Genomic DNA, 13,936 nt, shown 5'->3' with positions numbered 1-13,936 from the left:
CTTCGACCAGTACGAGGGCGAGGACCGCCCCCGCGCCGCGAACGAATGAGCTGACCTGCGACGACCCTCCGGGAGCCCCGGCCGGTAACGGATTTTGGAGCCTCCCGGATGGGATGCTAATGTTTCACACGTCGCAAGGGCCTGTGGCGCAGTCTGGTAGCGCACCTCGTTCGCATCGAGGGGGTCTGGGGTTCAAATCCCCACAGGTCCACAGACAACGGAGATCCCGTCCGATCGAAAGATCGGGCGGGATCTTCTGCGTTCGGAGCGGTTCGGCGGGAACGGGGGCTCGGATGGACGGGGACCGGTGGGTCCGGGCGGTGTGGGAGACGCTCGGCGGGGCGGCGGGCGACGCCGAGCGGGTGGCGTGGCGCGGGGCGAGCGGGCTCGGGGGCGGGCGGTTGCCCGTACGGGAGTTGGCGCGGGCCGCGGTCGGGGTGTGTTCGCTGGCGGCGGCGGAGGCGGCCGGGTACGCGGGGCAGCTGGTGGTGGACGAGGGGGCCGTGACGACGGCGTTCCTCAGTGAGCGGCAGCTGCGGATCGGGGGCCGGGCCCCGGTCCCGTTCGCGCCGTTGTCGGGGTTCTGGCGGGCTGCGGACGGGTGGGTGCGCACGCACGCCAACTACCCGCACCACCGCGACGCGTTGGTGCGGGCGCTGGGGCTGGAGGCGGCGGAGCCGGGGGTGTTGGCGCAGGCCCTGGCGGAGCGGACGGCGCAGGAGGCGCAGGAGGCCGTGTACGCGGCCGGCGGGCTGGCCGTCGCCGTGGCGGGGCGGTACGGGCCGCCGCAGTCGCTGGTCGAGGCGCGGACCTGGCGCCCGCGGCGGCGGCCGGTGCCGGTGGCGGGGGCCCGGGTGCTGGACCTCACGCGGGTGATCGCCGGGCCGGTCGCCACGCGCACGCTCGGCCTGCTGGGGGCGGACGTGCTGCGGATCGACGCCCCGGGGCTGCCCGAGGACCCGGACACCTACGCGGACACCGGCTTCGGGAAGCGGTCGGCCCGGCTGGACCTGGCCGACGGGCGCGACCGGGCGGTGTTCGAGGAGTTGCTGGCGCGGGCGGACGTGGTGGTGAGCGGGTACCGGCCGGGGGCGCTGGCCCGCTACGGCCTGGGCACGGAGGACCTGATGGCCCGCCGGCCCGGCCTGGTGGTGGCGGAGCTGTGCGCCTGGGGCCGCTGGGGGCCGTGGGCCGGGCGCCGGGGCTTCGACTCGCTGGTGCAGGCCGGGTACGGCATCGCGGCGGCCGAGGCCGGCCCGGACGGGCGGCCCGGGGTCCTGCCGGCGCAGGCACTGGACCACGGCACCGGTTATCTGGTCGCCGCCGGGATCCTGCGGGCCCTGGCGGGCGGGGGCGGGCGGTCGCTGCGGTTCTCGCTGGCGGGGACGGCGTCGTGGCTGGTCCACGAGATCGCCCCGGCGGCGGCCGCGGCGCCGGCGGCCGACGCCGCGCCGGGGGCCGGCGCCGGGTGCGGGTCGGGGGCGGTGGCGTACGACCCCGAGCCCTGGCTGCGCACCAAGGAGTCCGGCTACGGGCCGCTGCGCCACGCGGCACCCCCGCTGGCCTACGGCCCGCCGGACTGGCCGACCGGCCCGTCCCGCTGGGGCACGGACCGACCGGCCTGGGCGACGTAGTTGACCTGTGGGTCAACAATCGGGTTGAATGGCGATCATGGGAAGGCCCAAGCAGTTCGATCCTGAAGCCGCCGTCGAGCAGGCCATGCAGGTGTTCTGGCGGCAGGGTTACGCCGCCACCACCCCGCAGGACCTGGTCGACGCCCTCGGCATCGGCAAGGGCAGCCTGTACCACGCCTTCGGCAGCAAGCACGCGCTGTTCGAGCGTGCGCTGCGCCGCTACCGCGACAGCCAGGCGCTGGCCGTCATCGAACTGCTGGGCGGGGACGGTCCGGTGAAAGACCGGCTGCGCGCCGCCCTGCTGATGCTCGTCGAGATGGACCTCGCGGATCCGGACCGGCGCGGCTGCATGGCGGTCAACACCGCCGCGGAGCTGGCGGGGGCCGACGAGGTGGCCGCCGAGCTGGTGCGGCGCATGTTCGACCGCACGGAGGAGGCCCTGCGGGCGCTGGTCGAGGAGGGCCGGCGCTCCGGGGAGATCTCGACGGAGCGGGACGCCCGCGCCGTCGGCAGCATGCTGTTGAGCACGGCCGTCGGCCTGCGGCTGCTGGCGCGCGTCGCCGACGGGCCCGAGCGGCTCTCCCTGGTGGTCGAGGCCACCGTCGACTCCCTCTAGACCGAACCGTTCCACGAGCCGCCCGCGCGCCGCGGGGGTGGCTGCGCCGTGCCCGCATTTTGTACCTGTAGCTCAAGAACTGGGGATCCTGATGAAGCTCGCACTGCACGCCAAGACCGCCGTCGTCACCGGGGCGAGCCGCGGCATAGGCCTCGCCACCGTACGGCTGCTGCGGGAGGAGGGGGTGCGCGTCGTGGGCGCCGCCCGTACGGTCACCCCCGAACTCGCCGCATCCGGGGCCGTCGCGGTCGCCGCCGACCTGTCCACCGCGGCCGGTGTCGCCGACCTCGCGCGGGCCGCGCGCGCCGAACTGGGCGGCGTCGACCTGCTGGTGAACAACGTGGGCGGCGGGGACGCGGAGAGCGGCGTCACCGGCTTCCTGGACACCGACGACGCGCAGTGGGCCCGCTCCCTGGACCTGAACCTGATGAGCGCGGTGCGCCTGACCCGCGCCGTCCTGCCGGACCTCGTCGAACGCCGGGGCGCGGTCGTCAACGTCTCCTCCGTCTGCTCCCGCCTGCCCGCCACCGGGCCGGTGGCCTACAGCGCGGCCAAGGCGGCGCTGGGCGCGGTCACCAAGTCCCTCGCCGAGGAGTTCGGCCCCCGCGGCGTACGCGTCAACACCGTCTCGCCCGGGCCGACCCGCACGGCGGTCTGGGAGGACCCCGCGGACTTCGGAGGGAAGGTGGCCGAGGCCGCCGGCGTCGGCCACGCCGAACTCCTCGATGCGCTCCCGGCGCGGTTCGGCCTCACCACCGGGCGGATGACCGAGGCGCGGGAGGTGGCCTCGGTCATCGTGTTCCTGCTGTCGGAGGCGGCCGGCAACGTCACGGGCGCCGACTACGTCGTCGACGGCGGGATGGTCAAGACGGTCTGACGGCGCGGGCGGCTACGGCTGCAGCCGCTTGGTCATGCAGCGGCTGGAGTCGTAGTCGCGGTAGAGGCCGAACTTCTGTTCGGCCATCGCGTAGCCCGAGGACAGGTACAGGGCGATCGCCTCCGGCTGCTGGTCGCCCGTCTCCAGGACCATCCGCAGGCGGCCCGCCGCCCGGGCGTCGGCCTCCAGTTCCGCCAGGATCCGGCGGGCGAGACCCAGGCCGCGCGCCTCCGGCACCACGTACATCCGCTTGAGCTCGGCGTCCCCGTCGGCGTAGCCCTCGTCGTTGGCCTCGTGGCCGCGCCAGCCGCCGCTGGCGACCGGCGTGCCGTCGGCGTCGTAGGCGAGGAGGTACAGACCGCGCGGCGGCGTGAACATCGACGGGTCGAGCGGGGTCATGTCCCCGTCGCTGCGGTACCGCTCGGCGTATTCGAGCTGCACCTGGTCGTTCAGTTTCACCGCGTCCGGGTGGTCGTACGCCACGACCCGGAGTTCTGTCCCGTGAGGCATTGGCCCATGGTACGACCGGCCGGATTCAGGCCGCGGGGCACAGGTGGGCCTTGACGACCCCGAGGATCTGCTCCGCCTGTGCGGAGGTGAGCTGCTGGGCTCCGGAGAAGCGCTGCCGGGTGATGTCCACCTGCTTCGCCCGGTCCTGCGGGAACGAGTGGATGGTGCCGCAGGTGTCCCGACCACGGCTGACCGCGCGATCCGTCTTGCCCGCGACGATGTCGGGTGAGATCGCGTCCAGGGCGCGGAGGTAGCGGGCCTCGGTGGCGGCGTCCGGCTTCGGCGGGATGCCGTTCGCCGAGGTGGAGGGCGGCGTGGGGGACGCCGGTGTCGGAGCCGTGGAGGCCGTGGGTGCCCCGGCCGACGCAGTGCTGGGCCCCTTGGGCGGCGCGGGCGGGGTGTCGGTTCCGCATGCGGCCAGGGCCGCAGCGGACACCGCCGTCAAAAGCGTGGCCGAGAACAGTCGCGCCGCGCGGTGACGGGAGCGGAGCCTCGTGGTGATCCTCCGGAACGGCTGCTGCATGTCTTCTCCCTGAGCTGAGGCGGGCGCCTGGGACGCGGTGATCGCTGTCCGATGGAGGTGATCGCCGAGAGCGGGGGATGGTTGCCGCGACGGTCGAAGATCGTCCGGATCGTGGCGGCTTCCCGTGGGGTGGGGGTCGGACGAGTACGCTGCTGCGGGTTTGTCCGATGTGGGGAGTGTTTGTTGATCACCGTGAGCTCCGTCAACGTGAACGGGATCCGGGCCGCCGCGAAGAAGGGGTTCGCGGAGTGGCTGGCCGGGACCGACGCCGATGTGGTGTGCCTGCAGGAGGTGCGGGCGGAGGCGGAGCAGGTGCCGGCCGAGGTGCGCGAGCCCGCGGGGTGGCACACCGTCTTCGCGCCCGCCGCGGCCAAGGGCCGGGCGGGGGTGGCGCTGTACACCCGGCGGGAGCCGGACGCGGTGCGCATCGGGTTCGGCAGCGACGAGTTCGACGCCTCCGGGCGGTACGTCGAGGCGGACCTGCCCGGGGTGACGGTGGCCAGCCTGTACCTGCCGTCCGGGGAGGCGGGGACCGCCAAGCAGGACGAGAAGTACCGCTTCATGGCCGAGTTCCGGCCGTACCTGGAGGAGCTGCGGGCCAAGGCGGCGGCCGACGGGCGGGAGGTGGTCGTGTGCGGTGACTGGAACATCTGCCACCGCGAGGCCGACCTCAAGAACTGGCGGACCAACCGCAAGAGCGCCGGCTTCCTGCCGGAGGAGCGGGAGTGGCTCGGCAAGGTCTACGACGAGGCCGGCTACGTGGACGTGATGCGGCTGCTGCACCCCGAGCAGGACGGGCCCTATTCGTGGTGGTCCTACCGGGGGCGGGCGTTCGACAACGACGCCGGCTGGCGGATCGACCTCCAGGTGGCCACGCCGGGGCTCGCCGCCAAGGCGGTCAAGGGGTTCGTGGAGCGGGCCGAGACGCACCCCGAGCGGTGGTCCGACCACGCGCCGGTGACCGTCGCCTACGAGCTGGGCTGATCGCCCCGGGGTCCGCCGGACGCCGTGCCCGCGCCGCCCGTGCCCGCGCCGCCCGCGCTGTCCGTGCCGCCGGCCGCACCCGCGGTGCCGGTGGCGCCCGCCGCCAGGAGGCGGTCCATCGCCATGGTGAGTTCGGCCTCCACCACGCTCTTGGCCAGCGGCCGCAGCCGCTTCAGGGCCGCGTCGCCGTCCGCGAGGTGGGCCCCGACGAGGTCGGCGAACAGCGCGGCCATGGCGTCCGCGTGGGCCCGTACCTGGCGGCCGGTCTCCAGGACGGCCGCCAGCGGCACGCCCTCGCGCACCAGCGCCGAGGAGGCGTCCAGCAGCCGCCGGCTGACGTGCACGATCTCGTCGCCGTCGGTGGCGACGTAGCCCAGCGCCAGCGAGGCCGCGAGGTTCTCCGGGGTCACCTCGCCCTCGAAGTAGTCGGCCAGCGCCTCGGGGGAGAGGCGGACCGGGGTCTCCTCCGACCAGCCCATGCCCAGCAGCTCGCTGAGCTGTCCGACGTCGCGCCCGTTCTCGAAGGCGGCGGTCAGTTCCGCGATGCCGCCGAGGGTGTGGCCGCGCTCCAGCAGCGCGGCTATCGTGCGCAGCCGGGCCAGGTGGTGGTCGTCGTACCAGGCGATCCGGCCCTCGCGGCGCGGTGGCGGCAGGAGCTTGCGCTCGCGGTAGAACCGCAGGGTGCGGACCGGGATGCCGGCCGCCTCGGCCAGCTCCTCCGTGCGGTATTCGCGTACCGTCTGTTCGTGCGCCACAGCCGCAGCCTATGGCGTACCGAGGGTAACTTTCCCGGCGAGACCCCTACCCATGAGTATGGAGAAGCTCTACGCTCCCCATCGTGCCAGTGATTGCTGGCAGAGTCTGTGAAGGGCGGCGGGCGTGGGCGAGCATGTGCGCGTGGCGGTGGTCGGATCCGGCTTCGGCGGACTGGGGGCGGCCGTCAGGCTGCGCCGCGAAGGGGTCACCGACTTCGTCGTGCTGGAACGGGCCGACTCGGTGGGCGGGACCTGGCGGGACAACAGCTATCCCGGCTGCGCCTGCGACGTGCCCTCCCATCTGTACTCCTTCTCCTTCGCGCCCAACCCCGACTGGCCGCGCACCTTCTCCGGCCAGCCCCACATCCGGGCCTACCTGGAGCACGTGGCCGACACCTTCGGGCTGCGTCCGCACATCCGGCTGAACCACGAGGTCCGGATGATGCGCTGGGACGCGGCCGAGCTGCGCTGGGAGATCGAGACCAGCGGCGGCGACCTCACCGCCGACATGGTCGTCTCCGCGACCGGGCCGCTGTCCGAGCCGAAGCTGCCGGAGGTGCCGGGGCTGGCGGAGTTCCCCGGCAAGGTCTTCCACTCCGCGCGCTGGGACCACGACTACGACCTGCGCGGCAAGCGGGTCGCGATGATCGGCACGGGTGCCTCGGCCATCCAGATCGTGCCGGCCATCGCCCCCGAGGTGGAGCGGCTCACGCTGTTCCAGCGCACCCCGCCGTGGGTGATGCCCCGTACGGACCGGGCCATCAGCCCGCTGGAGAAGTGGCTGCACCGCCAGCTGCCGTTCACCCGGGCGGCCCGCCGGGGGCTGCTGTGGGGGATCCGCGAGCTCCAGGTCGGCGCGTTCACCAAGCGGCCCCACCAGCTCGGCCTCGTCGAGTCGCTGGCCAAGGCCAACATGGCCCGCTCCATCAAGGACCCGCAGCTGCGGGCCAAGCTGACCCCCTCCTACCGGATCGGCTGCAAGCGGATCCTGCTCTCCAGCGACTACTACCCGGCGCTCGCCCGGCCCGACGTGGACCTGGTCGCCTCCGGGCTGAAGGAGATCCGCGGCAGCGTGCTCGTCGCCGCCGACGGCACCGAGGCGGAGGTCGACGCGATCATCTTCGGGACCGGCTTCCACGTCACGGACATGCCGATCGCCGACCGCGTCGTCGGCGCGGACGGCCGGACGCTGGCGGAGGAGTGGAAGGACGGCATGCGCTCGCTGCGCGGCGCGACCGTGGCGGGCTTCCCGAACTGGATGACGATCATCGGCCCGAACACCGGCCTCGGCAACAGCTCGATGATCCTCATGATCGAGTCCCAGCTGAACTACATGGCCGACTACGTCCGCCAGCTGAACGTCCTCGGCGGCCGGGCGGCGCTGGCCGCCCGCCCCTCGGCGGTCAACGCCTGGAACCGCCGGGTCCAGGACCGGATGACCCGCACGGTGTGGAACACCGGCGGGTGCACCAGCTGGTACCTCGACGCGAGCGGGCGCAACACCACGGTGTGGCCCGGCACCACGGGGGAGTTCCGGCGCGAGACGCGCACGGTGGACCTGGCCGAGTACGAGGTCCAGCGGCTGCGGGAGAAGGTCCCGGCGGCCCGCGAGGCCGCCGCCGAGCAGCCCGCCGCCGACGCCGCCCCCGCCACCGACGCCGCCCCCGCCGTCGAGGGCGCCGCGTGAGCGGCCGGTACCTCCCGCCCGCGCCGCGCAGGCAGTTCTTCGCCGAGTCCGCCGACGGCGCGCGGCTGCACGTGGAGGTGCACGGCGAGGACGGCGCGCCGACGGTGGTGCTGGCCCACGGGTGGACCTGCTCCACCGCGTTCTGGGCGGCGCAGATCCGGGAGCTGAGCCGGGACCACCGGGTGGTCGCCTACGACCAGCGCGGCCACGGCCGCAGCCCCGCGGCCACCGAGCACAGCACGACGGCCCTGGCCGACGACCTCGTGGCCGTGCTCCGAGCGACCCTCGCCGACGGGGAGCGGGCGGTGGTCGCGGGGCACTCCATGGGCGGGATGACCGTGATGGCCGCCGCCCGGCGCCCGGAGTTCGTCGCGCACACCGCGGGCGCGGTGCTGTGCAGCACCGGCAGCGCCCGCCTGCTGGAGGAGGCCCGGGTGCTGCCGCTGCCGGCCGGGCCCCTGCGGACCCGCCTCACCCGGGCGGTGACCGGTTCGCGGGCCCCGTTCGGCCCCGTGACGCCGGTCAGCAAGGCGCTGCTGAAGTACGTGACCATGGCCCCCGGCGCGGCCCCCGACAAGGTCGACGCCTGCGCCCGGGTGGTGCAGGCCTGCCCGGTCCCGGCGCGGCGCGCCTGGGCGGCGGTGCTGGCCGGGCTGGACCTCGACGGGGACGTGCGCAGCCTCCACGTGCCGACGGCGGTCGTCGGCGGGACCGCCGACCGGCTCACACCCGTCGGGCACGCCCGCGCGCTGGCCGCGGCCCTGCCGCAGTGCGTCGGGCTCACCGAGCTCACCGGCATCGGCCACATGGCGCCCGTCGAGGCGCCCGAGGCCGTCAGCGACGTCATACGCGAGTTGACCCGGACGGCCGAGACGAAGGAGAGGACCTCGTGAACCCCGTGAACCCCGTGCACGGTCGCAGGAGTCTGGAGGGCCAGGTCGCCGTCGTGACCGGCGCGGCCCGCGGCGTCGGCGAGCTGCTGGCCCGCAAGCTGTCCGCGCGCGGCGCGCGCGTCGCCCTGGTGGGCCTGGAGCCCGAGGCGCTGAAGGAGGTCTCCGAGCGCCTGCACACCGACAGCGACCACTGGTTCGCCGACGTCACCGATCCCGAGGCGATGGCCCGGGTGGCCCAGGAGGTCGTGGAGCGCTTCGGGGCGGTGGACATCGTGGTCGCCAACGCCGGGGTGGCCGCCGGCGGCCCGTTCGGCGAGTCCGACCCGGCCGCCTGGCGGCGGGTGATCGAGGTGAACCTGATCGGCGGAGCGGTCACCGCCCGGGCCTTCCTGCCGGCGCTGCGCGCGAGCCGCGGCTACTTCCTCCAGATCGCCTCGCTCGCCGCGATCACCCCGGCGCCGATGATGTCGGCGTACTGCGCCTCCAAGTCCGGGGTCGAGGCCTTCGCCCACTGCCTGCGCGCCGAGGTCGGGTACGAAGGCGTCAAGGTCGGCGTCGGGTACCTGTCGTGGACCGACACCGACATGGTGCGCGGGGCCGACGAGCACGACGTCATGCGCGAACTGCGCCGCCGGCTGCCCTGGCCGGCCAACCGGACGTACCCGCTCGGCCCGGCCGTGGACCGGATCGTCGCCGGGATCGAGCGCCGTTCGGCGCACGTGTACGCCCAGTGGTGGCTGCGCGGGACGCAAAGCGTGCGGGGCTACCTGCCGGGCCTCATCGCCCTCGGCGGAAAGCGGGAGATGAAGCGGTTCGGCCCGCGGCTGGCCGGTGTCCCCACGGGCCTGGTCGGGGCCGGCGGGGCGGCCGACGAGGCGGAGCGCAGCCAGCGCCGCTGACGGAGCCGCTGATCGAAATGCGCGCATTGTCCGGCCGTGCAAATCTGGTCGAGGCCCAGTCCCCCACACCCCTCCAGGAGGGAAACCGCATGGGCATCAAGGACCAGTTCGACGACAAGGCGCAGCAACTCAGGGGCAAGGCGCGCGGCGCCGAGCAGGGCGCACAGGACGAGACGTCCCGGCGCCAGCAGGACCGGCGCGAGAAGGAGCAGGGCCAGGAGAAGCTGGACGACCTGCGCGACGAGATGGACGACCCCTGGGACTGACCCGGCGGTGACCACCAGGCACTGACGAGGGGCGCGGCCGTTCCGGACCGGCCGCGCCCCTTCGTCGTGTCCGCTCGTCGTGCTCGTCGTGCTCGTCGTGCTCGCCGCGCCCCCGCGCCGCGGGCGCCACGTGCGTCCCGCGCCGCGGGCGCCACGTGCGTCCCGGGCCGGGGGCGTCACGCGGCCCGCGGGCGCTACGACCGCGGCGGGAGCTTGGGGCGCCGCCGGTCCGGGACGTCCTCGTAGCCGGGCGGGACCGCGGCCGGCTCCTGCTCCAGCAGCTCCAGCGCCAGGTGCACCGCGTCGTCGAGCTGGGCGTACCGCCCTTCGGCCCAGTCCAGCGGAGTGCGCAGCACCTCCAGGTCCGGTTCGACGCCGTGGTTCTCCACCGACCAGCCGTACTCGGGGAACCAGGCCGCGTTCATCGGCACAGTGATCACCGTGCCGTCGCCGAGGGTGTGCCGCCCGGTCATGCCGACCACGCCGCCCCACGTGCGCTGTCCGACCACCGGGCCGAGCCCCAGCAGCTTGAAGGCGGCGGTGATCATGTCGCCGTCGGAGGACGTCGCCTCGTCGGCGAGGGCCACCAGCGGGCCGCGGGGCGCGTTGGAGGCGTAACTGACCGGCTGGGCGTCCCGGGTGAGGTCCCAGCCGAGGATGGACCGGCTGAGCTTCTCCACGACCAGCTCGCTGATGTGCCCGCCCGCGTTGCCGCGGACGTCCACGATCAGGGCGGGCCGGGACATCTCCATCCGCAGGTCGCGGTTGAACTGCGCCCACCCGGAGCCGCCCATGTCGGGGATGTGCAGGTAGCCGCACCGGCCGCCGCTGAGTTCGCGGACCACCGCCCGGCGTTTGGCCACCCAGTCCTGGTAGCGCAGCGGCCGTTCGTCCACCAGGGGCACGACCGCGACCCGGCGGGGGCGGCCCTCGCCCTCGGCCGGCCGGAACGTCAGCTCGACCGTGGTCCCGCCGGCCGCCGCGAGCAGCGGGTAGGGGCCGGTGACGGGGTCGACCGGGCGGCCGTCGACGTGCGTGAGCACGGCGCCCTCGCGGATGCCGCTGCCGGCCAGCGGCGAGCGGGCCTTGGAGTCGGAGGACTCGCCGGGCAGGATCCGGCTCACCAGCCACTGCCCGTCGCGGCAGACGAAGTTGGCGCCGAGCAGTCCGATGGCCCGCTGGTAGTGCGGCGGCCCTTCGTTGCGGCGGGCCGGGGAGACGTACGCGTGCGAGGTGCCGAGCTCGCCGACGACCTCGCGCAGCAGGTCCGCGAACTCGTCGGGGGAGGCGACCCGTTCGACCAGCGGCCGGTACTGGGCGAGCACCCCGTCCCAGTCGATGCCGCACATCTTCGGTTCCCAGAAGTACGCGCGGATGATCCGTCCGGCCTCGTCGTAGGCCTGGCGCCACTCGGCGCCCGGGTCCACCTCGTGCAGGATGCGCCGCAGGTCCAGGTAGACGGTGGAGTCGCTGTCGCCGGACTCGGTGGCCGGGACCGCCCGCAGGTCGCCGTCGTCGTTGACCACCATCCGCGAGCCGTCGCCGCTGACCTCGAACCAGTCCAGGCCGGAGGCGAGTTCGCTCTTGCGGGCCTTGGTGATGTCGAAGTGCTCCAAGGTGGGCTTGCCGCTGATGTCGGCCGGGTTGGCGAAGGTCTCGCCGAGGGCGCCGGAGATCGGCCAGCGCAGCCAGACCAGCCCGCCGCCGCTGACGGGGTGCAGCGCCGAGTACTTGGAGGCGGTGACCGGGAAGGGGTGGACCCGGTTCTCCAGCCCCTCCACCTCCACGGTGACCGCGCCGGACTCGCCCCCGCCGGAGTCGGACTCGCCCGGGTCCAGGCCGCCGGCCGCCGGCCGGCCGTCGGGGGAGAGGGCGAAGGGCGAGGGCGTGGCCGAGGACAGCGGCACCAGGTACGGGCGGCAGCCCAGCGGGAAGGACAGGTCGCCGGTGTGGACGTCGTAGACCGGGTCGAAGCCGCGCCAGGACAGGAAGGCGAGGTAGCGGCCGTCCCGGGTGAAGACCGGGTTCTCGTCCACGAAGCGGCCGTTGGTGACGTCGACGATCTGGCGGGGGCCCGAACCGGAGATCCGGGCCATCTTGATCTGCCGCAGCGACCGCCCGATGCCCGGATGGGACCAGGTCAGCCAGTCGCCGTCGGGGGAGAACGCGAGGTCGGTGACGGGCCCGTTGACGGACCGGATCAGCTCGGTCACCTCCCCGTCGGACTCCTCGCCGGCGTCGATGAGCAGCAGCCGCCCGTCGTGCGAGGCGATGGCCAGGCGTTCGCCGTCGGGGTCGGAGACCAGCTCCAGGACGCGCCCGAGCGCGCCGGAGGCCAGCCGGCGCGGCTCGCGGTCGCCCGAGGCGCGCGGCAGGTAGGCGATCTCGACGGCGTCCTCGCCCTCGGCGTCCGTGACGTACGCGACCTGCCCGCCGCTGCCGAGCATCTCCGGCAGCCGCACCCGGACGCCCGGGGTGTCGGCGATGGTCCGGGCCGGGCCGTCGCGGTGGGTGAGCCAGTACAGGCTGCCGCGTACGGTGACGGCGCTGGCCCGGCCGGTGGCGTCGACCGAGAGGGCGTCCACGTTGCTGGCGGCCGGGACCTGGTACGTCCGCCGGCCCGCGCGGGTGCCGCCGAGCCGGACGGCCAGCTTGCGCGGGCCGGCGTCGGGTTCGAGGGACTCGACCAGCCAGAGGTCGCCGGCGCACTGGTAGACCACGCGCGTGCCGTCGCTGGAGGCGTGCCGGGCGTAGAACTCGTCGTGGTCGGTGTGGCGGCGCAGGTCGGTGCCGTCGGGCCGGCAGGAGTAGAGGTTGCCCACGCCCTCGTGGTCGGAGAGGAAGGCGATCCGGCCCGCCACGAACATCGGTGCTTCGAGGTGCCCTTCGAGGTCGGGCAGCAGCCGTTCGCCGTGCAGCCACAGCCGGCCGGTGGCGCCGCCGCGGTAGCGTTTCCAGGCGGCCGGCTCGTGCGGGGGCTTGCCGGTGAGCAGCAGGGTGCGGCGCTGCTCGCCCGTGCCGTTGCCCGGGCCGCCGCCGTCGACGGGCTCGTCGTGGACGGCGATGTCGGAGACCGGGCCCCAGGGCAGCCGGCCGCCGGGGCTGCCGTCGGTGGGCAGGCAGTAGGCCCAGGAGAAGTAGGAGAACGGCTGCCCGTGCGAGGAGACGGCCAGGATGTCGCTCCGGCCGTCCTTGTCGGGCGGGGTCCAGCCGCAGACCCGGGTGTCGGTGGAGCCCCAGTAGCTGAGCCGGCGGGCCGGACCGCCGTCCACGGCCACCAGGTGCACCTCGGGGTCGAGGCTGCGCCAGGTGGTGAAGGCGATGTGGCGGCCGTCGGGGGAGAAGCGGGGGTGGCCGACCCGGGTCCGGTCGACCGTGATCCGCCAGGCCCGGCCGGGGGTGACGCCGTCACCGACCAGCGGGGCGACCCACAGGTCGTCCTCGGTGGCGAAGCACAGCAGGTCCTCGTGCAGGTGGGGGAACCGGAGATACGCGACGTCGTGGCTCACCCCCTCATGCTTTCCGCGCCGGAGGGCCCGGGCAACTCGTACGCGTGATCCAGGCCACGCCCCTCATCGAAACGAAACGGTTTCGTTCCGCCTGGGGTCGGGGTATCGTCGTAGGCGTACGAAACGGTTTCGTTCGGAGAGGAGAGACGGAGATGGCCGACGCGGAGTCGACCCGGCGCAGCCGGATCACCCCCGAACGGCAGGCCGAACTGCACGAAGCGGTCCTGGACCTGCTCCGCGAGGTCGGCTACGAGGCGCTGACCATGGACGCGGTCGCCGCCCGCACGAAGTCCAGCAAGGCCACGCTCTACCGCCAGTGGGGCAGCAAGCCGGAGCTGGTGGCCCGGGCCCTGCGCTGCACCCAGCCGGTCTCCCTGCGGGAGATCGACACCGGGTCGCTGCGCGGGGACTTCGAGGTCATGGTCGAGGGTTCCGACGACGACCAGATGGCCAAGGACACGGCGCTCATCCGTGGTCTGGCCCACGCGGTCCACGCGAGCCCCGAACTGCACAAGGCGCTGCGCGACCTGCTGGTCGACCCGGAGATCACCGGGTTGCAGACGATGCTCCAGCGGGCCGTGGACCGGGGCGAGGTCGCCCCGGACTGCCCCGCCCTGGACTTCGTGCCGCACATGCTCATCGGGGCGTTCATCGCGCTCCCGCTGATCGAGGACAGGCCGGTCGACCGGGCTTTCCTGCGCCAGTTCATCGACGCCGTGGTCTTCCCCGCCCTCGGCGTCTAGTCACCCTCCCCGAACCGTTCCACCGCTGTACCTGACACGC

Annotated in this window: 13 protein-coding genes and 1 tRNA gene; 10 read left to right on the top strand and 4 right to left on the bottom strand. The window is 74.1% G+C overall.

Annotation, left to right across the window (positions count from 1 at the left end; translation table 11 throughout):
• Nucleotides 1-137: 137 nt before the first annotated feature.
• The 4 genes from LG632_RS19785 (at nt 138) to LG632_RS19770 (ending at nt 3,127) form a co-directional block, all read left to right on the top strand.
• Nucleotides 138-211 (top strand) — tRNA-Ala (locus LG632_RS19785).
• An 82-nt stretch (nt 212-293) separates the two neighbouring features.
• Entirely contained in the window at nt 294-1,634 is a 1,341-nt protein-coding gene (locus LG632_RS19780) for a CoA transferase (RefSeq protein ID WP_226728689.1), read from the top strand.
• Between the two features lie 37 nt (nt 1,635-1,671).
• Nucleotides 1,672-2,250, top strand: coding sequence for a TetR/AcrR family transcriptional regulator (locus tag LG632_RS19775; RefSeq protein WP_226728692.1), 579 nt, complete (start codon nt 1,672-1,674; stop codon nt 2,248-2,250).
• Nucleotides 2,251-2,341: 91 nt separating this feature from the next.
• Nucleotides 2,342-3,127 (top strand): oxidoreductase, encoded by a 786-nt coding sequence (locus LG632_RS19770; protein ID WP_226728688.1) that lies wholly within the window; start codon nt 2,342-2,344, stop codon nt 3,125-3,127.
• A 12-nt stretch (nt 3,128-3,139) separates the two neighbouring features.
• Here LG632_RS19770 and LG632_RS19765 read toward each other — a convergent pair whose 3' ends face one another.
• Together LG632_RS19765 and LG632_RS19760 are read right to left on the bottom strand one after the other, a co-directional pair.
• Nucleotides 3,140-3,637, bottom strand: coding sequence for a GNAT family N-acetyltransferase (locus LG632_RS19765; protein WP_226728687.1), 498 nt, complete (start codon nt 3,635-3,637; stop codon nt 3,140-3,142).
• Nucleotides 3,638-3,662: 25 nt separating this feature from the next.
• Nucleotides 3,663-4,160, bottom strand: coding sequence for a hypothetical protein (locus LG632_RS19760; protein WP_226728686.1), 498 nt, complete (start codon nt 4,158-4,160; stop codon nt 3,663-3,665).
• 183 nt (nt 4,161-4,343) lie between these two features.
• Between LG632_RS19760 and LG632_RS19755 the strand changes: the two genes are divergently transcribed.
• Nucleotides 4,344-5,144 (top strand): exodeoxyribonuclease III, encoded by an 801-nt coding sequence (locus tag LG632_RS19755; protein ID WP_226728685.1) that lies wholly within the window; start codon nt 4,344-4,346, stop codon nt 5,142-5,144.
• Here LG632_RS19755 and LG632_RS19750 read toward each other — a convergent pair.
• A complete protein-coding gene (locus LG632_RS19750; protein WP_226728684.1) occupies nt 5,129-5,899 on the bottom strand; it encodes a MerR family transcriptional regulator in 771 nt (256 codons plus the stop codon). The two genes, LG632_RS19755 and LG632_RS19750, sit on opposite strands and share 16 nt — an antisense overlap.
• Nucleotides 5,900-6,023: 124 nt before the next feature.
• On the opposite strand from LG632_RS19750, the gene LG632_RS19745 reads away from it, so the two are divergent.
• From LG632_RS19745 to LG632_RS19730, 4 genes are all read left to right on the top strand, one after another.
• Nucleotides 6,024-7,586 (top strand): flavin-containing monooxygenase, encoded by a 1,563-nt coding sequence (locus LG632_RS19745; protein WP_226728683.1) that lies wholly within the window; start codon nt 6,024-6,026, stop codon nt 7,584-7,586.
• Nucleotides 7,583-8,479, top strand: coding sequence for an alpha/beta fold hydrolase (locus tag LG632_RS19740; protein ID WP_226728682.1), 897 nt, complete (start codon nt 7,583-7,585; stop codon nt 8,477-8,479). The genes LG632_RS19745 and LG632_RS19740 overlap by 4 nt, the downstream gene beginning before the upstream one ends.
• A gap of 14 nt (nt 8,480-8,493) precedes the next feature.
• A complete protein-coding gene (locus LG632_RS19735) occupies nt 8,494-9,378 on the top strand; it encodes an SDR family oxidoreductase (RefSeq protein ID WP_226728691.1) in 885 nt (294 codons plus the stop codon).
• 89 nt (nt 9,379-9,467) lie between these two features.
• The gene (locus tag LG632_RS19730) at nt 9,468-9,644 is read left to right on the top strand and encodes a hypothetical protein (protein WP_226728681.1); all 177 of its coding nucleotides are present in this window, start codon (nt 9,468-9,470) and stop codon (nt 9,642-9,644) included.
• 194 nt (nt 9,645-9,838) lie between these two features.
• Here LG632_RS19730 and LG632_RS19725 read toward each other — a convergent pair whose 3' ends face one another.
• On the bottom strand, nt 9,839-13,153 hold the full coding sequence (locus LG632_RS19725; RefSeq protein WP_226728680.1) for a S41 family peptidase: 3,315 nt from the start codon (nt 13,151-13,153) through the stop codon (nt 9,839-9,841).
• Between the two features lie 152 nt (nt 13,154-13,305).
• Between LG632_RS19725 and LG632_RS19720 the strand changes: the two genes are divergently transcribed.
• A complete protein-coding gene (locus LG632_RS19720) occupies nt 13,306-13,896 on the top strand; it encodes a TetR/AcrR family transcriptional regulator (protein WP_226728679.1) in 591 nt (196 codons plus the stop codon).
• Nucleotides 13,897-13,936 lie beyond the last annotated feature (40 nt).

Source organism: Streptomyces antimicrobicus, assembly GCF_020532625.1.
GTDB lineage: Bacteria > Actinomycetota > Actinomycetes > Streptomycetales > Streptomycetaceae > Streptomyces > Streptomyces antimicrobicus.
Note: the sequence above shows the minus strand (reverse complement) of the source record. Positions and strands in the feature narration are given on the sequence as shown.

Excerpts from the sequence above, each read along its gene's own strand:
- LG632_RS19780 (WP_226728689.1), top strand. The coding sequence starts at position 294 with ATGGACGGGGACCGGTGGGTCCGGGCGGTGTGGGAGACGCTCGGCGGG.
- LG632_RS19775 (WP_226728692.1), top strand. The coding sequence starts at position 1,672 with ATGGGAAGGCCCAAGCAGTTCGATCCTGAAGCCGCCGTCGAGCAGGCC.
- LG632_RS19770 (WP_226728688.1), top strand. The coding sequence starts at position 2,342 with ATGAAGCTCGCACTGCACGCCAAGACCGCCGTCGTCACCGGGGCGAGC.
- LG632_RS19765 (WP_226728687.1), bottom strand. The coding sequence starts at position 3,637 with ATGCCTCACGGGACAGAACTCCGGGTCGTGGCGTACGACCACCCGGAC.
- LG632_RS19760 (WP_226728686.1), bottom strand. The coding sequence starts at position 4,160 with ATGCAGCAGCCGTTCCGGAGGATCACCACGAGGCTCCGCTCCCGTCAC.
- LG632_RS19730 (WP_226728681.1), top strand. The coding sequence starts at position 9,468 with ATGGGCATCAAGGACCAGTTCGACGACAAGGCGCAGCAACTCAGGGGC.
- LG632_RS19720 (WP_226728679.1), top strand. The coding sequence starts at position 13,306 with ATGGCCGACGCGGAGTCGACCCGGCGCAGCCGGATCACCCCCGAACGG.